At 53.0% G+C, this 21,577-nt stretch carries 17 protein-coding genes; 7 read left to right on the forward strand and 10 right to left on the reverse strand.

The features are described 5' to 3' along the window. Nucleotides 1–52 precede the first annotated feature (52 nt). From ACYVHX_RS25845 to ACYVHX_RS25860, 4 genes are all read left to right on the forward strand, one after another. Complete coding sequence (locus tag ACYVHX_RS25845; protein ID WP_460674587.1) at nt 53–1,123, forward strand: sensor histidine kinase; 1,071 nt, start codon at nt 53–55, stop codon at nt 1,121–1,123. Between the two features lie 71 nt (nt 1,124–1,194). Further along, nucleotides 1,195–2,172, forward strand: a complete 978-nt coding sequence (locus ACYVHX_RS25850; protein WP_460674588.1) for a sensor histidine kinase — start codon at nt 1,195–1,197, stop codon at nt 2,170–2,172. 33 nt (nt 2,173–2,205) lie between these two features. Further along, a complete protein-coding gene (locus tag ACYVHX_RS25855; protein WP_460674589.1) occupies nt 2,206–3,264 on the forward strand; it encodes a sensor histidine kinase in 1,059 nt (352 codons plus the stop codon). A gap of 159 nt (nt 3,265–3,423) precedes the next feature. Beyond that, nucleotides 3,424–4,200, forward strand: coding sequence for a LytR/AlgR family response regulator transcription factor (locus ACYVHX_RS25860; protein ID WP_460674590.1), 777 nt, complete (start codon nt 3,424–3,426; stop codon nt 4,198–4,200). Nucleotides 4,201–4,209: 9 nt separating this feature from the next. On the opposite strand, the gene ACYVHX_RS25865 is transcribed toward ACYVHX_RS25860, so the two are convergent. The 7 genes from ACYVHX_RS25865 to ACYVHX_RS25895 form a co-directional block, all read right to left on the reverse strand. Then, nucleotides 4,210–4,680: an SRPBCC family protein gene (locus tag ACYVHX_RS25865; RefSeq protein WP_460674591.1), complete on the reverse strand. Its 471-nt coding sequence runs from the start codon at nt 4,678–4,680 to the stop codon at nt 4,210–4,212. A 66-nt stretch (nt 4,681–4,746) separates the two neighbouring features. Then, a complete protein-coding gene (locus ACYVHX_RS25870; protein ID WP_460674592.1) occupies nt 4,747–5,106 on the reverse strand; it encodes a hypothetical protein in 360 nt (119 codons plus the stop codon). Nucleotides 5,107–5,269: 163 nt separating this feature from the next. Beyond that, nucleotides 5,270–5,839 (reverse strand): Crp/Fnr family transcriptional regulator, encoded by a 570-nt coding sequence (locus ACYVHX_RS25875; RefSeq protein ID WP_460674593.1) that lies wholly within the window; start codon nt 5,837–5,839, stop codon nt 5,270–5,272. A gap of 42 nt (nt 5,840–5,881) precedes the next feature. After that, nucleotides 5,882–6,529, reverse strand: coding sequence for a DAPG hydrolase family protein (locus ACYVHX_RS25880; protein ID WP_460674594.1), 648 nt, complete (start codon nt 6,527–6,529; stop codon nt 5,882–5,884). A 14-nt stretch (nt 6,530–6,543) separates the two neighbouring features. After that, entirely contained in the window at nt 6,544–7,692 is a 1,149-nt protein-coding gene (locus ACYVHX_RS25885) for an FAD-dependent monooxygenase (RefSeq protein WP_460674595.1), read from the reverse strand. A 303-nt stretch (nt 7,693–7,995) separates the two neighbouring features. Then, complete coding sequence (locus ACYVHX_RS25890) at nt 7,996–9,333, reverse strand: sensor histidine kinase (RefSeq protein ID WP_460674596.1); 1,338 nt, start codon at nt 9,331–9,333, stop codon at nt 7,996–7,998. A gap of 261 nt (nt 9,334–9,594) precedes the next feature. Beyond that, nucleotides 9,595–11,862 carry an aconitate hydratase gene (locus ACYVHX_RS25895; RefSeq protein WP_460674597.1) on the reverse strand — a complete coding sequence of 756 codons (2,268 nt, stop codon included), beginning with the start codon at nt 11,860–11,862 and terminating at the stop codon, nt 9,595–9,597. A 472-nt stretch (nt 11,863–12,334) separates the two neighbouring features. Here ACYVHX_RS25895 and topA point away from each other — a divergent pair, with 472 nt between their 5' ends. Both topA and ACYVHX_RS25905 read left to right on the forward strand, forming a co-directional pair. Continuing rightward, entirely contained in the window at nt 12,335–14,890 is a 2,556-nt protein-coding gene (gene topA, locus ACYVHX_RS25900; RefSeq protein ID WP_460674598.1) for a type I DNA topoisomerase, read from the forward strand. Between the two features lie 397 nt (nt 14,891–15,287). Continuing rightward, complete coding sequence (locus ACYVHX_RS25905) at nt 15,288–15,989, forward strand: SIR2 family NAD-dependent protein deacylase (RefSeq protein ID WP_460674599.1); 702 nt, start codon at nt 15,288–15,290, stop codon at nt 15,987–15,989. Here ACYVHX_RS25905 and ACYVHX_RS25910 read toward each other — a convergent pair. Both ACYVHX_RS25910 and ACYVHX_RS25915 read right to left on the reverse strand, forming a co-directional pair. Beyond that, complete coding sequence (locus tag ACYVHX_RS25910; RefSeq protein ID WP_460674600.1) at nt 15,967–16,857, reverse strand: YitT family protein; 891 nt, start codon at nt 16,855–16,857, stop codon at nt 15,967–15,969. The genes ACYVHX_RS25905 and ACYVHX_RS25910 overlap by 23 nt on opposite strands. A 200-nt stretch (nt 16,858–17,057) precedes the next feature. Then, the gene (locus ACYVHX_RS25915) at nt 17,058–17,426 is read right to left on the reverse strand and encodes a hypothetical protein (protein ID WP_460674601.1); all 369 of its coding nucleotides are present in this window, start codon (nt 17,424–17,426) and stop codon (nt 17,058–17,060) included. A gap of 155 nt (nt 17,427–17,581) precedes the next feature. On the opposite strand from ACYVHX_RS25915, the gene ACYVHX_RS25920 reads away from it, so the two are divergent. Next, nucleotides 17,582–18,463 (forward strand): bifunctional 5,10-methylenetetrahydrofolate dehydrogenase/5,10-methenyltetrahydrofolate cyclohydrolase, encoded by an 882-nt coding sequence (locus ACYVHX_RS25920; RefSeq protein WP_460674602.1) that lies wholly within the window; start codon nt 17,582–17,584, stop codon nt 18,461–18,463. A gap of 108 nt (nt 18,464–18,571) precedes the next feature. Here the strand turns inward: ACYVHX_RS25920 and ACYVHX_RS25925 are convergent, their stop codons facing one another. Then, on the reverse strand, nt 18,572–21,460 hold the full coding sequence (locus tag ACYVHX_RS25925) for a hypothetical protein (RefSeq protein ID WP_460674603.1): 2,889 nt from the start codon (nt 21,458–21,460) through the stop codon (nt 18,572–18,574). Nucleotides 21,461–21,577: the final 117 nt, after the last annotated feature.

Raw genomic sequence — 21,577 nt, forward strand, 5'->3', positions numbered from 1 at the left:
GGAATTAAACCCTGTATTTTTACAAAAAAGTTAAATTTTAGTTGCAAAATAAGTGACTCCGCACGAACGACCGAACGACCGATGGCTCCGCTGGATTGGAATCCCGCTGGTGGTGCTATTGGGCAATCTGATCTACCTGAACGAACACCAGTACAATCCGGTTTTGTATTTCGGCTGGGTATTCATGGGCATGGCGTATATGACCCTGGCGTGGGAGGGTTCCGTGGTCTGGGTCCATTCCGTCCGCTCGCACTTTCCCGACGCCCGCCATTCGTTCCGGCGGATTGTCATCACGTTCACCGGTTATTTTCTGCTCGCCATCCTCGGTCAGTCGTTGTTTGTCTACCTAACCGACCTCAGCGGACTGGCCATTATTCCCATCACGGCCCACGTTTATCAGGCTTACATCGGAATCGGCCTGATTTGTTCCCTGTTGCTCGGAACAACCTATGAAATTATTTACTACCTCCAACAATACCGCCGGGCCATTGCCGAAGCCGAAGCCATTCAGAAATCCCGGATTCAGGGGCAATTCGACAGTCTGAAGAGCCAGGTCAATCCGCATTTTCTATTCAACAGCCTTAATTCGCTGTCGGCGTTGATTTCGGAAGACAAGCAGCAAGCCAATAAATTTCTGGAGGAAATGTCGAGCGTCTACCGGTATTTGCTGCAATCCAACGAACGGAAGATGGTGACGCTCCAGACCGAAATTAATTTTATTCAGTCGTTTTTTTACCTCCTGAAAGCCCGTTACGGCCCGGCCATCGACCTGCACCTGGCCATTGATCCGGATTTGATGGATTGCTTCCTGCCGCCGTTCAGTCTGCAAATGCTGATCGAAAACGCCATCCGCCACAACGTCATCCTGGCCGACCGTCCGCTGATTATTTACCTGCAGGCGAACCTCGAAATCCGGAACGAGCAACTGTCGTTGCAGGTGTCCAACAACATCCAGCGGAAAAACCTTCAGGTTAAGAAGCAACCGGGCGGTTTGCGGCAACTGACCGAGCGGTTTTTGCTGCTGCGGCTCCCCAGCCCGGTCATCACCGACGACGGCCAACACTTTCGGGTTTGTATGCCCCTGATCGTCAAAGGTGCCGATTTTTTGGTAAATTTACCCTGATTCTTCCTACCGATGTGAGCCTCAGACTAACCCGTTATACCCAAAGAGACAGTTGGATTGCGTTAGGCCTTTTGCCAGCCTATTATGTTTTCCTGAATTACATGCTGCTGGGGAAAGTTTATTTTCAACAGGCCGCCCTGTTTGTTCCGGCCACCCTGCTCTGGACGCCTTTATTTTTTCTCCACGCCATTCCGGCCTTATACCTGCGTCGGCAGTTTCCGCACATTCGCCAGACCTGGATGCGCCTGGCTTTTGCGCTGGTGATTCACATTCTGATGTCGGCGGTTTTTATTGCGTTCCTCTTTTTTTTCTACGACTGGATTCAATTTCCGGGCTATGTATTTAACGGCGAACGGCTCGGCTGGACCATCGTGCTCGGGATGATCGGTAATCTGGTCACCAACATCGTCCACGAAAGTGTCTTCACATTTGAGCGGTGGACGCAGACCATCGCCGAAACCGAGCGACTCAAAAAAGCCAATCTCCAGAGCCAGCTCGACAGCTTGAAGCAGCAGGTCAATCCGCATTTTCTGTTCAACAGCCTCAACACCCTTTCCTCCCTGATCGACGAGGATGCCGACAAAGCCGAGCTGTTCATTGAAGAATTGTCGAGCGTTTACCGGTATTTACTCCAGACGAACGAAAATGCGCTGACGACCCTGCGCGACGAATTAAGCTTTATCGACTCCTATTTTCACCTTCTGAAAACCCGCTACGGCAACGGCATCGACTTGCTGGTGAAGGTGGCTCCCGAATTCCAGACGGCCCAGCTTCCGCCCTTGACGCTGCAAATGCTGGTTGAAAATGCTGTCAAACACAACATCATCCTGGCCGATCAGCCGTTGCAGATTCGCATCGAGACTGTCGATCACGGGCGCCTGCTGGTAGCCAATAACGTGCAGCGAAAAAACGCCCGGGTTATTTCCAATGGAGTTGGTCTGGCCAACATTGCCACCAAATACCAGCTATTGGGTCACCAAAGTTTGGATATTCAAAATACGGAAAACAACTTTTCGGTTACTTTGCCCCTGCTGGTCAACAGCAACTGACATTTATGGAGATGAATGGTTTCCCCGAATTCCATGCCGCCTTTTAACGATACCCGTCTTCGGTTGGTCGGACCGCTGGTGCTGTTTCTGTTCGGTTCGTTATTCTTCCGGATTAAAATGCTGCTGGGCTACACTTCGGTGGAGTTGGGCCGGTATTGCCTGGTTGGCATCACGGCCGGCTACGTCTGCTGGAATCTGACCCGCTGGCTCACCCGGTTCATTCAGCGGAATTACCCGGGTCTGTCGCACACCCGCCACCGGCTGGGTCTGCTGCTGCTGGCGCTCCCTTTTCTGATCAATTTCGGGTATTTTATCCGGCAATTCGGCCACAGCCTGTTCACCTCGCAGCCCGGTATTTCGCAATCGTATCTGGATTCGGCGGTTTTCATTACCTACATCGAAACCATTGGGATTCAGATCTTTTATCACTTTGTTTACCTGGGCATCTACGAAGGGTCTTATCTTTTCAACCAATGGCAGAAAACTAACCTGGAGAAAGAATCGTTGCTGCGGACCCAGTGGCAGGGGCGGTTTGAAGTTTTGAAAAATCAGGTCAATCCGCATTTTTTGTTCAACAGCCTCAACACCCTTTCCTCCCTGATTTCCGAAAACCCGGATCTGGCCGAAGCGTTCGTGGATGACATGGCCAGCGTGTACCGCTATCTGCTGCAAAGCAACGACCGCGAACTCACCACCCTGCGCCGGGAACTGGAGTTTATCGATTCGTATTACCACCTCCTGAAAACCCGCTACGGTTCGGCGCTATTTTTGGAAGTATCGGTCAGCGAGGACGACCAAGAAGCCCAGTTGCCGCCCCTGACGCTGCAAATGCTGGTAGAAAACGCCGTCAAACACAACCTGATGCTGCCGGAACAACCACTGCGGATTACGATTGACGTTATGGACGGTTTTTTGCGGATCCGGAACGGGTTGCAACGGAAAAATGTGCGGGTCGAATCCAACCACGTCGGCTTGTCGAACATTGCGTCCAAATACAAACTGCTGGCCCTGCCCAGCCCCTCTATCGAGGAAAAAGACGGTTTTTTCGAGGTCAGTTTACCCCTACTTGACACGAAGATTGGCGTTAAGTAACACCCAACGGTTCAAGGACAGACTCTACCGCTTCGACCGTCCTTTGTGCGGGTTCAACGGAATGAAATTTGGAAAAAACGCGGTTCGGGTGCTATTTGTAAGAAAGATTGGAATTGTAAACCGCCAACAATCATTAACCCAGAAACTATCACCCGTTGTATGGATGTACTGGTAATTGAAGACGAAGAACTGGCCGTGCGAAAGTTGACGAAACTTTTGCAGGACGTGGATCATTCCATCCGTATCGTTGGAACGGCCGCCAGTGTGCGCGCATCGGTGCAGTGGTTACAAAACAACACGACGCCCGACCTGATCCTGATGGACATTGAACTGGCCGACGGGCAAAGTTTCGAGATTTTCGAACAAACCCCGGTGGAGTCACCCGTTATCTTTACGACTTCGTACGACGAATACGCGCTTCGGGCCTTCAAAGTCAACAGCATCGACTATTTGCTGAAGCCCATCAAACGCCACGAACTGGAAGCCAGCCTGGAAAAACATCGGAAACTGCGTAACCCCGCCGAGCCCGAAACCGGGGGCAGGATGGCCATCGACGCGCTGGTTCAGCAACTTCGGCAGCAGATTCAGCCGACCGAATACCGGAAGCGGTTTTTGGTGAAACACCTCTCGCAGTGGATGCCCATCGAGGTCGCCGACATTGCGTATTTTTATTCGGAAGAAGGGGTCAGCCTGTTCCGGACCCGCACCAACCAGAAATTTTCGGTGGACTATACGCTCGACGAACTCGAAGCCATGCTCGATCCGGTGCAGTTTTTCCGGGCCAACCGGCAGTTCATTGTCGACATCAATAGCGTCCAGCAAATTCATCCGTACTTCAATAACAAGCTCAAACTGACGCTTAAACCGGCGCCCGAGGAAGAGGTGCTGGTCAGCCGCGAGCGCGCCACCGAGTTCAAAAAATGGATGGGAAAATAATCGGCCGCGCTAAAGCAGCCGTTTGGGCAACTCAATCAGGGGATTGGGCGTTTCTTCCAGCAATTGTTTAACCCGCAGCAGGTCGTTGCGGAACTGGCGTTGCAACTGGTGAATCAAGAGGGGCGCCATGAGCCGTTGCCAGCCTTTCAGTTCCAGACTCATTTCGTAGGTAACGCGGGTTTCTTTTTCGACCCGCTCAAACAACCGCTGTTCCCACAGCTCGACGGGGCTTCCGACGGTTTCGTGGGCGGTTCGGCGGTTGGGGGCAGCCGCGGTCACTTCCGCAAAAATCGTCATTTCCTGGTCAAAAAGCCGGACGACCTGCCGGAGTTTCATGCCGGAACGGGCCAAACCGGGGGCGTCCTGCCGAATGGAAAACAGGTTGCTGCGCCACAACAGATCGTATTCGTAACACCCCAGCAATCCGTAGACTTCCGTTAGCGGCAATCGAATCAATTCGGAGTGACGAACGGTAATCATGAATGGGGGTTTAATTTTACCTGTACGGACGGAAGAGAAAAGCGGGTTGGGCGGTATCCATTGTTCCTACACCGTGCTCGCTTTCCTGGACTCCTCCGCTATAAATTGTTCGGCTGCGTTTAGCGTTTCAAATAAATAAGTAGGAATCACCGGGTTACTCCGCTCAAAGAGGGCCTCAGACGACAATTTTGAAAACAAGTCCGGCGACAGAATGCTGATGTTGTAGCGCACCCCAACTGCGTGCGCTTTCGGGAAATACTCCTGCACGATCCAATCGACGGAACCCGCCCAGGCCACATCGAACTCCTTGGTGTCATGAACGTGGAACCGGCAGCCCCGACTCTGTCCGACGCTTTTTTGCCAGTCCAGCATGTGCAAGGTAGCCTGCGCCAATTCTTCGTCGGTGCAGAAGCCAATCCATTTCATCAACAGGTAATTCTTGGCGGGCTCATCGCTTAAGACAGCATAAACGATACCTTCCTTATTTTCAATTCTGACTATTTCATTCACGGCAGATCGTACCTTCGTTAGCGGTAATCAGGTCAATTCATTCACGCATCCAAGAAACCGGATACATTACAAATATACGTCAAACCCCAATACCAGCCTGATACCGTTGGAGGGTTTCGGGGGTAACTCCTAAATAACTGGCGACAAATTCGGGCGGGATGCGGTTCAGCACTTTCGGATGTTCGTCCAGCAACCGCCGGTAGCGGTCTTCCGGCGCGTCTTTCAGTAGCGAAGCTTCCCGCCGTTCCACCCGCATCAACTGGTCCTGTAGCAGCAGCGTGGCAAACCGCTGCCAGATCGGAAACGTACGGCACAGCTGCATCACCTCCTCGTACTTCATTTCCAGAATGTGCGTTTCTTCCAGGGTGGCCACGTTGACATTGGACGGTTTTTGCGTAAAAAAACCGACAAATGAACCTAGGAGCGAATTCTCGAACACAAACTCTTTCGATACCTCCCAACCGTCGATTTCGTAAAACAACCGTCCGCATCCTTTTTCAATGAAAGCGATGGTGGGACACGGATCACCGGCCCGGACGTAAACCGTATCGGGAGCTAAAATCCGGGGATGCACGATGCGTTCGAGCGCAGCCTTTTCTTCCGCAGTGGGTTTGGTTATTCGTTCAATGTTGAATAGGACGCGCTGCATACGGATACAATCTTTCAATTCAGGGCTAAAATGGGGAAAATACTACGGAAAAGCAAACCGCTGCCCGGCGTACAGCTTCGGCAGAAACGACTCAAAATTGCCCACCTCTTCGACATTGTGTTTGAGCCAGGCCCAGCCCATCGCCCGCGTGAACACAAATTGGTGCAGGTACGGATTGATCAGCCACCGACCGAGCCGACTTTCAACCCCCACCTGCATCCGGGAGAGGTACTGCGTTCCCCCTTCAACGGCAATGAACCGGTGGGCCAGCCGGTAAACCTCCAGCCCCGCAAACCGGATGACCAGCGTGATGCCATCAACGTCTAGCTGAATGACGTCTTCGGTGCTGTCAATGAGGTGTTTCAGGTTGCCACCAAAGGCTTCGACAATCCGGAATTTGGCGCCTGCCCCACCCCGGCCGTCAGCCGCCGGCCGGACCAGCTCCCAATGAATGTGGTCGATGGGATGCCACACCAGGTAGCGGGGGTAGGTTTTCCCGTTGACCACGATGGTTCCACCGATGTTTTGAAACCACCACTGCAACATTTCCGGCGTTACGTCCTGAACAACAGAATGTTCAATGGCCAACTCGTAACTGCCGTACGGCAACGTATTAAAATGGGTGCGGGCGCTGTCAAGCGGTTTTTGAATCCAGTTGATGACCCGTTTCGGAGGCAGCTTCCAAGCCATGAGAATCGCGCGGTTTAAAAATCAACCTTGTATAAAGTTTCCAGTTGTCGTTCGTTGATGCGGGCCGGCAATAGCCGGAACAAGCCGTTGCGCAACGTTGCCAGCATCGCACTTTGGGTCTGGGCCAGTTGTCCGATCCGCCGGGAGTTTTCCACGATGTACTGGGTTCGTTTCAGCCGTCGTTGTTCAAACCGCCTGAAGGCATTCACCGTTGGGCCGTCTTTGGCCAGTTCATCGGCCAGCACAACGGCATCTTCGATGGCCTGACAAGCGCCCTGGCCCATGTTGGGTGTGGTGGCATGGGCCGCATCGCCCAGCAATACCACGTTATCGAAAGCAAACCGGGACAGCGGTTTCAGGTCGCTGATATCATTCCAGAGGAGATTTTCGTCGCGGGTTCTGGCCAGAATTTCGGGAATGGGTCCGTGATAATCCGCAAAGTGCGCCTGCAAATCCCGGACTTTGAACGCCCGCAACCTCGGATCGTTCGCCGGCGCATTGACCGTGGCAAACCAGTAAATCTGCTTGTTGGCCAGCGGAACAATGCCAAACCGGCCACGCAGCCCCCAGGTTTCGGTGGCTTCGTTCAGATTCAGGCCGGTGCCGTCCACCACCGAACGCCAGGCCGTATACCCGGCATAGCGGGGTTGGGAATCGGGGATCAACTGCTGCCGAATGGCGGAATGAATTCCGTCGGCTACCAGCAGAAAATCCGTCTGGTGCAACGTCCCATCATCGAACCGCACAATCACGCCGTCACGGCTCTGGTCCACCGAAATGGCCCGTTTGCCGAGCACAATGGGGTTGCCAACCAGCTGGTTGAGAAAGGCCTGGTGCAGCGCGGCCCGGTGGATGGTGAAATTGTCGATGCCGTATTTCCGACTGACCGCCCGGCTGTCGGTGCGGGTAATTTCCCGCCCGCGTTCATCCAGAATCACGAACGCATCCAATTGACGCCCAGCCGGTAAGATGGCATCGGCCAGATCCAGTTTCTGAATAGCTTTCACGGCATTGGCCGCCAGCGCCAGCCCGGCCCCCAGCGGCTTGATGGCCGGTGCCGATTCAAAAAGCGTGGCCCGGATGCCTACTTTCCGGAGGGCAATGGCGGTGGTCAAACCGGCGATGCCTCCGCCTATGATTGTAAACCGGTGAAGATGGTTCATATGGTTTCGTAAATTAGTCCTTTTAACGGCTCAGCGAGCACCCGAGTTACTGAAACCGGGGGGCGCCGATTGCATTTCTTCGGGATTGCATTCATTATCCGGTCGTACATCCGGTTCGGATTTGTGGCACCTATTCCGTCGGAACAGGGCAAGGTCGGCAAACGTGTTATTGGCTTTCTCATCGGGAATAAAACCGGTGTGGAATGCGGTTTTGGTGTTGAATACCCAAAATTGAACTGCAAGGGCAACCGAAACTACGCCAAATTCAATGAAACGGAAAAAGTCCGATGTGAAGCGGTCGACTTATCGGATCAGGGGAAGGGTCACTACAAATTCGTCCACGGTTTCCTCAACGGTGGGCGTCAACTGATCGAGCATTTTGTACTTAGTCAGGATATTGAGCAAGCCTTTCTTGGTTGATTTCACCCGCTCCAGCGATTTTCGCTGAAGCGTATTCCGCACGATAAGCCAGCCCGGATCAGTCGTTGAGATATAAATTTTCAGGGGCTGTTCGCTGGAGACCACGTTGTGTTTGACAGCGTTCTCAATCAGGAGTTGCAGCGTTAAGGGTGGTAATTGGGCGGTCTTAAATTCTTCCGCTACCGCGATGTCCAGCGAGATTCCTCGTCCATACCGGGTTTGCAGCAGGTGAAAGTACGAGTGAAGGAATTGCAGTTCGCGGCCCAGGGTCGTCAGTTCATAATCGCCGGTTTGCAGAATATACCGGTACACACTGGCCATTTCATCGACAAACTGCTCGGCTTTAACGGGTTCGTCGCTGATCAGGGATGACAGGGAGTTGAGCGAATTGAACAGAAAATGCGGATTCAGTTGCGATTGCAGCGCCCGCATCTGTACCTCCGACATCTCCTGCCGGAGCTGCTGCACGTTGAGTTCCGCTTCGAGCTGGCTGCGCTGGTGGGCTTCCTGTTGCCGGGCAATCCGTTGTTCCAGCACCGCCGACCGGATGGCGGCATGGCGCTGCCGATAGCCCAATCCAAGCGAAAAGCAAACCAATTCTAAAATGATTCCGACCTGGATGGGCGTTAATGGCGCCTGCCAGAAATAAATCGACGGCGAAAAATCGTCCATCAGAAAGGTCAGCACCATGGAACTCACCGCGCCCACCAGCAGGCAGGCCGACCCAATGACAAAATACCGGGCGACCGTATCCTGCAACTGAAAAATCTTAATAACGCCGTAGACACCCAGCACCGCCATCCCCACCCGAACCACCGTATGGGCGGCATTATACAGGACGGAATCGCTGTCACCAGTCAGGTAGCACAGTGTAAACTGAAGCGCAATGTACAGCAGCAGGCACAGCCGGGTGTACTGAAAAATCCGAAATAAACCGGGCAACTGTTTTCGCAGACTAATGAACGCGTCGGTAAAACCGAAGTAGATGAAATAGGCGATCATAGGCATGCAGGCTTTCACAAAAAACCAGTCGTTGCTGCTCAGCCCCAGCCCGGTCCGGATGGGCCGAATGCGCACGACGAAGTAGGCCAGCCAGGCCAGCATATACAGGGTGTAGAGCCCGTATATGCGTTCCCGGTACGTTATCCATTGGACAACATTCAACAGCAGGATGGAAATTACCATGCCGGTGAACATGGGTTGCCAGACTTCAAACGTCATCGATTGCGCAAAGCTTTTACGGTTTAAGGTACCGGTTACAGACCAACTCCCCGCTCAATTTCCCGATGAAACGGTAAAAATGGGCGGTGAAACGGTACAAGTTATTTCGCCGAGTTAAGCGGAGAAAAAGTAGAGTTGATCAGAGAAAAAACTCAGTTTACCTCCTTCTTCTCTGCTAACCTATGCGATATACCTTTTCTCAAAACATAAAAAAGCCCCCAAAACACGGCGATTTTGGGGGCTGATAGGAAAAACCGCCTTTTAAGCGTCTTGCCGCTGTTTGATCAGGTTCAGGGCCGAACCGGCTTTGAACCACTCGATCTGCGTTTCGTTGTAGGTGTGATTCACCTGGAATTCTTCGCTTGTTCCGTCCGTATGGTTCAGGCGAATCGTCAGCTGACCGTTCGGGCTGAATTCCGTCAGACCCAGGATGTCGATCGTGTCATCTTCGCGGATATCATCGTAATCGTCCGGATCGGCAAACGTCAAGGCCAGCATACCCTGCTTTTTCAGGTTGGTTTCGTGAATCCGGGCGAATGACTTCACCAGAATGGCCCGAACGCCCAAAAACCGGGGTTCCATGGCCGCGTGTTCCCGGGATGATCCTTCGCCGTAGTTTTCATCGCCCACAACAATGGATCCGATACCGGCCGCCTTGTAGGCCCGTTGCACCGCCGGTACTTCCCCGTATTCTTCCGTCAGCTGATTCTTTACGGTATTGGTCTTTTCATTGTAGTAATTGACCGCGCCGATCAGCATGTTGTTGGAAATATTGTCGAGGTGACCCCGGTATTTCAGCCACGGTCCCGCCATCGAAATGTGGTCGGTCGTGCATTTGCCTTTGGCTTTGATCAGCAGTTTCAGGCCGGTCAGGTCAGTGCCCTCCCACGCCTTGAACGATTCGAGCAGTTGCAGTCGATCCGAGGTCGGGCTCACCACCACCTGAACCCCGCTGCCGTCTTCGGCCGGAGCCTGATACCCCGCGTCATCCACGGCAAAACCGTTCACCGGCAATTCGATACCCGCCGGTTCGTCCAGCATCACTTCGTCGCCGGTTTCGTTGGTCAGCTTGTCAGTCATCGGGTTGAACGTCAGGCTACCGGCAATGGCCATCGCCGTTACCAGTTCCGGTGACGCCACAAACGCGTGGGTGGTTGCCAGGCCGTCGTTCCGTTTCGCAAAGTTCCGGTTGAAGGACGTAATAATCGAGTTTTTACGGTTCGGATCATCGATGTGCCGCGCCCACTGGCCGATGCAGGGTCCGCAGGCATTCGCCAGCACCACACCGCCAATTTTTTCAAACGTATCCAGCAACCCATCGCGTTCGGTAGTAAACCGCACCAGTTCGGAACCTGGTGTTACGGTGTACTCCGAATGCGTTTTGAGGTTTTTAGTAATCGCCTGCTGGGCCACGGAAGCCGCCCGGGTCAAATCTTCGTACGAAGAATTCGTGCAAGAACCGATCAGGCCGACATCCAGTTTTTCGGGCCAGCCGTTTTCTTTCACCGCCTGCGCAAATTTCGACAGCGGCCACGCCAGATCCGGCGTGTAGGGGCCATTGACGTGCGGTTCGAGTTCGGACAGATTAATTTCGATCACCTGATCGTAGTACGTTGCCGGATCGGCATAAACCTCATCATCCGACCGCAGGTGCTGCTTCACGGCATTGGCCGCATCCGCCACATCCGCCCGGTCGGTCGCCCGCAGGTAATCGCCCATTTTCTCGTCGTAGGCAAAAATTGAGGTCGTAGCACCGATTTCGGCACCCATGTTACAGATGGTGCCTTTTCCGGTGGCCGACAGGCTGTCTGCGCCTTCGCCGAAATACTCCACGATGCAACCCGTACCGCCTTTAACGGTCAGAATACCGGCCACGCGCAGAATGATGTCTTTGGCTGATGCCCAGCCCGACAATTTGCCGACCAGTTTAATGCCGATGAGTTTCGGCATTTTCAGTTCCCAGGGCAAGCCGGCCATCACATCACAGGCATCGGCTCCACCGACCCCGATGGCGATCATTCCCAGGCCACCGGCGTTCGGTGTGTGCGAATCCGTGCCGATCATCAAACCGCCCGGAAACGCGTAGTTTTCAATTACGACCTGGTGAATAATTCCGGCACCCGGTTTCCAGAAACCAATCCCGTATTTGTCCGAAATGGACGCCAGGAAGGCGTAAACCTCCCGGTTTTTATTATTTGCATTTTCCAGATCCTCCGTGGCACCCACTTCCGCCTGGATCAGGTGATCGCAGTGTACCGTAGACGGCACTGCCACTTGCGGACGACCGGCCTGCATAAACTGCAACAGGGCCATCTGGGCCGTTGCATCCTGCATCGCCACGCGGTCAGGGGCAAAATCAACGTAGTCTTTGCCCCGGTTATACGCCTTCTGGGCAATACCACCACTTAAGTGGGCATATAATATTTTTTCCGACAAGGTGAGCGGGTGACCCGTAATTTGCCGGGCTGCTTCGACACGTTCGCCAAAACCGTCGTATACGCGCTGAATCATGTCAAAATCAAAAGCCATAGACTGGAGGAATTAAGCTGTGAATAGTAATAAGTATCTGTATAGACAACTTTACTACCGGAAAATGAGTTTCCGGAATGGTGTGCCAAAATTAGATGATTTTTAACATTAAAATAAAACCACCCCCCATTTTACCCATAATTTGGAAACGTTATCAATATTTTCCCAGACTTTCGAGTACCGGTAAGGGGTTAACAGCCAGTTCATACCGTTGCGGGCGAATAAAAGGACCATGCGTAATGGCCCGGAAACAGCAAGTAACCGGGCGGATTAAATAGTACGATCTGTTCATTTTTACCCCCGCTTTCCGGAACGTTTAGGCCGTAAAATTGGTTATTAAGGCATATACAGTACCCACCCGACCATCTTTCCCGCCCCGGGATTTGTAAGTATTACGTCTTTTGCTTCTATATTTGGCACGAGACGTGGAGTCCGATTGTCGGCACAATTTTAACATTCAACCTGAATTCATATGTCAAAAAACCTGGTTATCGTGGAATCACCCGCGAAGGCGAGGACCATTGAAGGGTATCTGGGTAAAGATTTCGTGGTGAAATCGAGTTATGGCCACGTCCGGGATTTGCCGAAAGATGATATGGCAATCGACATCCCGAACGGTTTTCGTCCCGCCTACGAAATCTCTCCGGATAAGCGACAGGTTATCAGCGAGTTGAAGAAGCTCGCCAAAGAAGCCGAAGAAATCTGGCTGGCAACGGACGACGACCGTGAAGGGGAAGCCATCTCCTGGCACCTGAAGGAAGCACTGGGTTTGAAGGACAATACCAAGCGGATTGTATTTCACGAAATCACCAAGAAAGCCATTCAGAACGCCATTCAGTCGCCCCGTCAGATTGACATCGACCTGGTGAATGCGCAGCAGGCCCGGCGCGTGCTCGACCGGCTGGTCGGTTTCGAGCTCTCCCCGGTTTTGTGGAAAAAAATCAAATCGGGTAGCTCGATGGCTCTCTCGGCCGGTCGCGTGCAGTCGGTCGCGGTTCGGCTCATCGTGGAGCGTGAACGCGAAATTGACAGCCACAACACTAAATCCAGCTACAAAGTAACCGCCCAGTTTATCGTCGACGGTGGCAAGGTGCTGAACGCCGAGCTCCCGAAAAACTTTCCGCCCCTCGACGAAGCGCGGGCGTTTCTGGACAAATGCCGGGCCGCCATTTTTACGATTAAAAATCTCGAAACCAAACCCGCTAAAAAATCCCCCGCTCCCCCCTTTACGACCTCTACGCTGCAACAGGAAGCTTCCCGCAAGCTATCGTTTTCGGTTTTGCAAACCATGACGCTGGCGCAGAAACTGTATGAAAGCGGCAAAATATCGTACATGCGGACCGACTCGACCAACCTTTCGCAGGAAGCCATCGACAAGGCCAAGCAGGCGATTACGACGGAATTTGGGGAGAAATACGTGCACACCCGTCAATACAAAACCAAATCGGAATCGGCGCAGGAAGCCCACGAAGCCATCCGGCCCACTGATTTTTCGGTAAAAACCGCCGGGGGTGATCGCAACGAACAGCGGCTGTACGACCTGATCTGGAAACGCTCGATTGCCTCACAAATGGCCGATGCCCAGCTCGAACGCACCACGGCCACCATCGGTATTTCGACCACGCCGGAGGAGCTGATTGCCCAGGGCGAAGTCATCAAATTCGACGGTTTTCTGAAGGTTTACATGGAGTCGACCGATGATGAAGACGAAGAAAGCAAAGGTATGCTGCCACCGCTTTCCATCGGCCAGGTGCTGAATCTCGATCAGATGAAAGCCACCCAAAAGTTCAGCCGACCGGCCCCGCGCTATACGGAAGCCAGTCTGGTTAAAAAGCTGGAAGAAATGGGCATCGGCCGGCCGTCCACCTACGCACCGACGATTTCAACAATCATCAAGCGGCAATACGTTATTAAAGAAGACCGCCCGGGCAAAGAGCGTGAATTCAAGGAACTGACGCTGAAGCAAGGCGATATTCAGGAAAAAACCGGGAAGGAAAACTACGGTTCCGAAAAGGCCAAACTGTTCCCGACCAACATGGGACTGGTGGTCAACGACTTTCTGGTGGAATACTTCGAGGGCATCGTCGATTACAAGTTTACGGCGTCGGTCGAAAAAGAGTTTGATGAAATTGCCAACGGGAAAATGGGTTGGCAACAGATGATTGAGAATTTTTACGGCGATTTTCACCGGACGGTCGAAACCGTGCAGGGCGCAGCGCTGACGGGCGGAAAACCGGGTAGCCGGGATCTGGGCCTTGATCCGCGTTCGGGCAAAAAAGTGTCGGCCCGTTTGGGGAAATACGGCGCTTACGTGCAGATTGGTGAAGCCACCGACGAGGATAAACCGGTATTTGCCAACCTCAAGAAAGATCAGCTGATCGAATCCATTTCGCTCGAAGAAGCGCTCGACCTGTTCTCGCTGCCCCGCGAAGTCGGTTTTTTTGAGGACAAATCCATGATCATCGGCATCGGGAAATTTGGGCCGTACGTCAAACATGACGATAAATACGTTTCGTTATCGAAAGACGATGATCCGTATACAGTAACGGCGGAACGCGCCATCGAGCTGATTCAGCAGAAACGGGTCGAGAACATCAGCGAATCCATCGGTGAGTTCGAGGGTAAGCTGATAACGACCGGCAAAGGCCGTTTTGGACCGTATGTCAAACACGATGATAAATACGTTTCGCTCCCGAAAGGCCAGTCACCGGCCGGATTGACGCTGGAACGCGCCATTGAGCTGATTTTGCAGAAACGGCAGGCCGAAAGCAACAAATACATCAAGGAGTTTCCGGAAAATCCGACGGTAAAAGTGGTCAATGGCATGTACGGACCGTACATTTCCATCGGCAAACGGAATGTTAAAATTCCCAAGGATGTGGAACCGGCTACGCTGACGCTGGAAGACTGTCTGAAACTGGCGGGCGACACGGCCACGGAGGAAAAGCCAAAGGCGAAAAAAGCCGCATCCAAAGCACCCGCAGCGCGTCCCTCTGCGGCTAAAAAAACCGTTGCCAAGAAAAAATAGCCCCGATATTATTTTCTGCGTTCAAAACCGCCCTTCACTTCCGGGGCGGTTTTTTCATTTCAGGAGTTTCTGAACTTGAATCATTACCTTGTCATTCAGCTACTTGTTCAGCTGGAACCATCCTTTGCTTCACTTTCATTGATAAAACTGGATTACCAATCAATGCGCACGGCTCTGGCAAAAAGTCCATAAGATGTACCAAACCTTGCTGGCGGAACGACTCAACAGCGGTTTTGCGTTGTACGGTCTGACGCAGCCTGCCCGGCAGAGGGCCACGCCGAAGTGACCCAAGCCTGCATAACTTTTCTGACGACCTGTTGCAAAGCCCATTAATGCGCGAGAAAAGATTGCAAAAGAATCGTTAAAAACCCTGAATAACCGACCAGCGAAAAGAGAAATGAAAAAAATTGTGGTATTAACGGGAGCGGGCATAAGCGCGGAAAGCGGGTTACGCACCTTTCGGGATTCGAACGGTTTGTGGGAAAACCACCGGGTGGAGGATGTTGCCACTCCCGAAGCCTGGAACCGGAACCCAAATTTGGTACTTGATTTTTACAACCAGCGCCGGAAGCAGGCCCTTGACGCCCAACCCAACGCCGGGCATCGGGCCCTAAAGGAGCTGGAACGGTATTTTGAGGTGACAATTATTACCCAAAATGTCGATAATCTGCACGAAAAAGCCGGATCATCGACCGTAGTTCACCTCCACGGTGAATTGTTCAAATCCCGCAGTACCCGCGATGAAAACCTGGTGTATGACCTCAAAGGCTGGGCATTAAACATGGGCGACCACTGCGAAAAAGGTTCGCAGCTTCGCCCGCATATTGTCTGGTTTGGTGAGGCTGTGCCAATGATGGATACCGCCGTCGAAATAGTGAATCAGGCGGATATTTTGATCATCGTTGGCACGTCAATGGCCGTGTATCCGGCCGCCGGTCTGATCGATTATACCCGGCCGGGGGTTCCGATTTACGTGGTCGATCCGACTATTCCAAAAATCCGGCCCCGCAAAAACCTAACCTTCATCGCCGAACCAGCCACGACGGGTTTGTCGCGGCTGGCGGAACAATTGGTGGTTAGTGCAACGGGCGGGGTTTAATCATCCCACCTTTCACGTCGGCAATGCTGTGTTCAATGAGAAACGCCTTCTCATCAACTTCGCCGATTTTATCCTTTAACCGGGTGATTTCCAGACGGGTGACGACTGCGTACAGAATATTGATATCGTTATCCCGCATACCGCGCTTGCCAAACCCTTTTTCGCCCTTCAAAACCGTAACGCCCCGTTCCAGTTCTTCCGTAATCAACTGCCGCACTTCTTCGTGCCGGTCCGACACGATCATCACGGCGATGTATTCTTCAATACCGTGGATGATAAAGTCAACGGTTTTCGATGCCGCCAGGTAGGTTAACATCGCGTACAAGGCGGTTTCTACGTTAATAAAAATGGCGGCAGACCCGAAAATCAGGACGTTGATGACCATGATTACGTCACCCACCGATAAAAACGACCGGCGGCTAACGTAGATCGCCAGCACCTCCGTTCCGTCGAGTACTCCGCCCCCCCGCATGGCCAGCCCGATGCCGGCCCCGAGGAAAAAACCGCCAAAAACGGCAATCAGTAGTTTATCGGTAGTCACAATCGGGTACGGAATAAAGGCCAGACACAAAGCCAACAGCCCGATTCCCACGGCGGTTTTAAGGGCAAACGCCCAGGAAACCTGGCGATAGCCCATCAAAATAAACGGAATGTTGACGATCACCACGAGGATCGCCAGATCGATGCCGGTTTTGATTTGCAGCAACAGGGAAATACCGATGACACCTCCGTCCAGAAAGTCGTTGGGCAGCAGGAAGCCTTTCAGGCCCATACCCGCACAAAGCACCCCCAGAACAATAAAAAAGCCTTCTTTTATTTCCCGAAAAATGGCGGAGTTCCTGGCTCTTTGGATACGTTTCTTGACCATAATATTAGCGATGGTTTGTGGATAAATGACTTGTTGACAACTAATTAGAGAGACGCAGCCCGTCGAATGTATCGAAATGGCTGGTTATGGCAATGCCGCAGTCCATCACCAGATGAATTCAATCGAACCTACCGACGGAACGATAGCGGGAGAAGGCAGCAGGGAGGACAAAAAAAAGCAGGTATTGGCTTAAAAACGACTCAGGGAGCGTTGATGGCAATGTGGTGGCCGAATAAACGCCGGAAATAGGCAAAGAAATAATACGAAATCCGCCCGAGCCGGATCTGTTTTGGACAATGAATCAGCACCCAGATAGCCGGGATAATGGCAATAAGGGCATGGGGAAACTGGTGGGAAACCGGCGGAGCAACAATGGCTTCGTTGACAAACGAACCCGGCGCCCAATCCGTCAGATGATCCGTGTAATCGAAATCCGTCGTGGTACCGATTGTCGCCACTTTCAGGACCGTTGCCTTCACCGAACGAGCCGACGGCCCGGCCAGCCAGCCAAGCGCCCATCCCGTCAGAAGGATGCCTAAAAGTGGATATATCAATCGATAAAACTTCATTAATTTGTCTCTCGGTTTCCGGTAGTGATTTGGCGGTTTTTACAAGTATACTAAATTTTGCGCTAAAAATCCAGTCTTCTTTTAAATAATGGCCCGCAAAACCGGAAACACGTCCGGATAAAACCGCTACCTTTGCCTTTTTATTGAACCGACGCATGCAACTCCTCGACGGAAAACTCCTCTCCCAACAAATCAAGCAGGAACTGGCGGCCGAAGTGGCCGAAATCAAATCCCAAAACGGCAAAATTCCGCACCTGGTCGCCATTCTGGTGGGCACGGCGGGCCGCAGCGAAACGTACGTCGCCAGCAAAATGAAAAGCTGCGAAGAGATCGGCATGAACTCGACGCTGATCCGGTTTGATGACGCCGTAACGGAAGAAGAACTCATCAAGGCCGTTCAGGACGTCAATACCAATCCGGACATGGATGGGCTGATTGTGCAGTTGCCGCTGCCCGCCCACGTTTCGGCCGATAAAGTCATGGAAACCATCGACCCCGCCAAAGACGTGGACGGTTTTCACCCGATCAATATTGGCCGCATGGCGAAAGGCTTGCCGGCCTACATTTCGGCCACACCGCAGGGAATTCTGGAAATGCTGAACCGGTATAACATCGAAACCGCCGGTAAACATTGCGTGGTGGTGGGTCGTAGCCAGATTGTCGGTTTACCGATGAGCATTCTGATGCAGCGCAACACGAACCCCGGAAATTGTACGGTAACGCTCACGCACAGCCGGACGCAGAACCTGCCCGAGATTTGCCGCTCGGCCGATATTCTGATTGCCGCCCTGGGCCGACCGGAGTTCATCACCGCCGATATGGTCAAAGAAGGTGCCGTGGTGATCGACGTGGGACTCGAGCGCGTGCCGGATGCAAGCAAGAAAAGCGGTTTTGCGCTGAAAGGTGACGTAAAATTCGATGAAGTCGCCCCCAAAACCAGCTTCATCACCCCCGTGCCCGGTGGTGTCGGCCTGATGACCATCTGCTCGCTCATGCAAAATACGCTGAAAGCCGCCAGAAAAGAGATTTATCAATAGAAAGACAGGAAGAAGGGATGAAGGGAATAAAGAAGGAAGAATCGGCAATCGACCTTTTTTTCTCCTTTCATCTCTTTTTTCTTTTGTTTTTCTACCTTTTCCCCGCCTTCAAAATCCGATCCCAATTACCAGCGGCTGCACTAGCCACGCGTTGGTATTGAGGTTGTAAATCGTGCGGACACCGGCTTCAAATGGCGTTCGGAGCCGCATGACGTTGAAGACAAATGACAAATCGAGGCCCGTCGTAGCGTAGGAATCAGTAATCCGTTGTGACTGTCCGTTCACCCGGACCAGACTTTGGCCCTGGGCAGCATCGTAAAAACCGACGGCTTTCACGCGCTGGACGTAAAGCCAGCGGCCAATTGACCAATGGGGATTCAGCAGCGGCAGGCGATATTCGGCACTCCCGACCGTTAACTGATTGTGACTGACGTAGGATTGCCCGCGCGGAAAGAAAACCGCGGCCGCAAACCGGTAATTTCCCGCCATCTGCTCCTGATAGCCCGCGCGCAGCCGCAGGGAATGGTGCTTGCCAAGTCCCGGAATATACAAACTGCCCTGCACCCCCCAAACTTCACCCTTGAGTCGACCGCCGAAGGGTGTCGTGCGCCAAACCGCCGAAACCGCCTGGCCCCAGCGGGGGCCCACATCCCGTTTGCTTTGTTTCAACGTCCGGGAATACGACAATCCGTAGGACAGGGAGTTGAGCGATTGGGCGAAACCCACTTCCGTGATCGGGCGGACCGGTAAATCATACCCACTAACTTGCTGAAAACCGTAATAGGCCGACAGCAAAGCGTTTTGAATGTATTTCGAGCGGGTCAATTGCAGCGGTATACGAAAACCGGCCGTGAGCTGGTTGTAGCTCCAGCTGTCGCTCCGCAGCGAGTCGAGCGGGGTCCGTTGGTCTATATAAACCGAGGTTGACCGACGACCCCGCTGAAAACCGACATCCAGGATTGGAAACAATCCCTGGTAACTCAGGTTGCCGTAATAATTGACCGTCCGCTCGGTTTGGTCATAGCCAACGCCCACGTCAATCTGGGTGGTGCTCAGCAAATCCTGCGACTGGAGGCCCACCGTTCCACTCTGGCCGTCGGAGCTCACCACCGGCCCCCAGCTATGAATGTTAAGGGCGTGTTGCAGCCGACGAAACCGGCTTATCGGAAAAACCGGGTTGGCGGGCAACGAATCGGCCAGCGCAGAACGAACGGCAGCCCCGCCGGGCTCCTGCGGAACGAACGGGCCAAAATACCGCACCGACCGGTCCTGTATCTGCTGGACGGAAACCCACTTCGCGGGCTCGATTGGCATCGTGGCAATGCGGTGGCCACTGGCCCGGAAATCGTGAAAACCCAGGGTTTTACCATCGGGTGAAACCGTCGCGTGGTAGGCCCCCAGCGGCCGGGAAGTTACTTGAAAACGCTGACCGGTTTCGGTGTTCAGGGCGTAGATATTATCAATCCCCGACTGGGGCGAGTTGTAGAAAATATACTGTTTCCAGGGTTGCGGGTGACTGATGTTCTGATCCTGAACGGGCATCAGGTCGCGCCGGGCATTGGTTTCAGAATCAATGCTCTGAATTGTTTTCCCTTCTTTTTTCCGGACGACGGCCACCAGCGTCCGGTTGTCGGCCCGCCAGCGGGGCTGAACGTACAGATCGTTTTCCGGATTGTCCAGCGCCCGCACGACCTGACCGGTTTCGGCGTTCAGAATGACCAGCTTCGTCTGGTAGGTTTCGTCGTTTTGCACGGCGGCCACCTTCGATCCGTCGGGCGAAAGAACCGCCACTGCAAAGCGCCCGTTCAGGGTCAGGCGGTTTAATTTCCGGGTTTTTAAATCGAAGACTTTAATTTCGGAATTGATTTTCTGACTAAACCGTACGTCATACCGAAACTCGGTCCAGCAAATTTTTCCGCCTGCGACCGAAAGCATCTCCGGGTTATTCAGTAATCCGGGCACGAACACCTTTCGTTCGGTTCCGTTCGGGTTGAGGGATACGAACTGAACAATGTCACCCAGGCCGGATTTCAGGGCAATGACTTCCTGCTCAGAACTATACTGCGGGTACTGGTAGTTGGTATAGACGGTTTCCGGGGCTTTCGCGGGAAAGGTAACGGCTTCTGTCAACCGAAGATCTTGTTGTTGTTTTTGCCAGCTTTCCCGAACATCCTCCATCGACCGGCGATAAAGTTCTTCAACCCGGTATTTCGTCGTTTTTTTGATGCTGTTGGAAAAGGAAAACGGATACAAGGGAAACCGGTAATACCGATTCAGCACGCTGCTCCAGGCATCGGCCCCGTGAGCGCGTTTCAGGTAGGTTGACATAAAGTAGCCCAAAACGTAATGATTGGGAACGTTATCGCGGTAGGAACCGGCCACGGCTTTGGGGTAGCGGAAGGGTCGGCCCGCCAGCAAATTAGCCCGCATTCCCAGGTCGAAATTCGGAATCCGCCCGCGCCCGGCCCGGGTCAGCGCCGACTCGGTTCCAACCGCATCGCCCTCCCAAAACCAGTCGGGCACACCCAATGTCAGGGCCGACAGGGCCGAATTTCCGAACAGGTAATAGGCTACGCCCGTAAATCCCTGCAAGGCTTTATCGTATTGAACAACGTGCCTGAACTCGTGAACCGCCAGCAAATCGAGCCATTCGAGGTTCCCGGCCAGGAAGGGGTCCTGGGGCGGCACGGCAAAAAATTCGGATCGCCGGGGCAGCATCGTCACAAATCCATTGCTGATCATGGTCTGGTTCTGCAAAATGACCGACAACCGGCGGGGCGTTTTTTTCAGCGAAGCACTCACCGGTTCGTAAACCTGTTCCAGCCGCCGGGCGGTTTTTTGGGCGGTCTGCTCAAAATTGGCGGGATAGATCACCCGGAAATGCGGTGTCTGGAGCTGATACCACCGGAAGCCGGGCGGATTTTGATCAAGAATGGGAAGCGTCTGAGCAGCACCGGAAACCGTCACTAGGCAAAATACCAACAACCAATAGCGCATAAGCTGGAAAGAGCAATCAAAAAAATGTTTACCCAATAAGGTATGAAAAAGCAGGAAAAAATCTAATTTGGCCAACATTATGATTGTACAAGTTGCCAATCATTCAGAAAACCGTTA

This window comes from Larkinella ripae (assembly GCF_054780775.1).

Bases quoted from the DNA above. Each gene is read 5' to 3' on its own strand.
- ACYVHX_RS25925 (WP_460674603.1), bottom strand. From the start codon at position 21,460: ATGCGCTATTGGTTGTTGGTATTTTGCCTAGTGACGGTTTCCGGTGCT.
- ACYVHX_RS25890 (WP_460674596.1), bottom strand. From the start codon at position 9,333: ATGACGTTTGAAGTCTGGCAACCCATGTTCACCGGCATGGTAATTTCC.
- ACYVHX_RS25910 (WP_460674600.1), bottom strand. From the start codon at position 16,857: ATGGTCAAGAAACGTATCCAAAGAGCCAGGAACTCCGCCATTTTTCGG.
- ACYVHX_RS25870 (WP_460674592.1), bottom strand. From the start codon at position 5,106: ATGAAATGGATTGGCTTCTGCACCGACGAAGAATTGGCGCAGGCTACC.
- ACYVHX_RS25905 (WP_460674599.1), top strand. From the start codon at position 15,288: ATGAAAAAAATTGTGGTATTAACGGGAGCGGGCATAAGCGCGGAAAGC.
- ACYVHX_RS25880 (WP_460674594.1), bottom strand. From the start codon at position 6,529: ATGGCTTGGAAGCTGCCTCCGAAACGGGTCATCAACTGGATTCAAAAA.
- ACYVHX_RS25865 (WP_460674591.1), bottom strand. From the start codon at position 4,680: ATGATTACCGTTCGTCACTCCGAATTGATTCGATTGCCGCTAACGGAA.
- ACYVHX_RS25860 (WP_460674590.1), top strand. From the start codon at position 3,424: ATGGATGTACTGGTAATTGAAGACGAAGAACTGGCCGTGCGAAAGTTG.
- ACYVHX_RS25875 (WP_460674593.1), bottom strand. From the start codon at position 5,839: ATGCAGCGCGTCCTATTCAACATTGAACGAATAACCAAACCCACTGCG.
- ACYVHX_RS25920 (WP_460674602.1), top strand. From the start codon at position 17,582: ATGCAACTCCTCGACGGAAAACTCCTCTCCCAACAAATCAAGCAGGAA.
- ACYVHX_RS25895 (WP_460674597.1), bottom strand. From the start codon at position 11,862: ATGGCTTTTGATTTTGACATGATTCAGCGCGTATACGACGGTTTTGGC.
- ACYVHX_RS25855 (WP_460674589.1), top strand. From the start codon at position 2,206: ATGCCGCCTTTTAACGATACCCGTCTTCGGTTGGTCGGACCGCTGGTG.
- topA (WP_460674598.1), top strand. From the start codon at position 12,335: ATGTCAAAAAACCTGGTTATCGTGGAATCACCCGCGAAGGCGAGGACC.
- ACYVHX_RS25915 (WP_460674601.1), bottom strand. From the start codon at position 17,426: ATGAAGTTTTATCGATTGATATATCCACTTTTAGGCATCCTTCTGACG.
- ACYVHX_RS25885 (WP_460674595.1), bottom strand. From the start codon at position 7,692: ATGAACCATCTTCACCGGTTTACAATCATAGGCGGAGGCATCGCCGGT.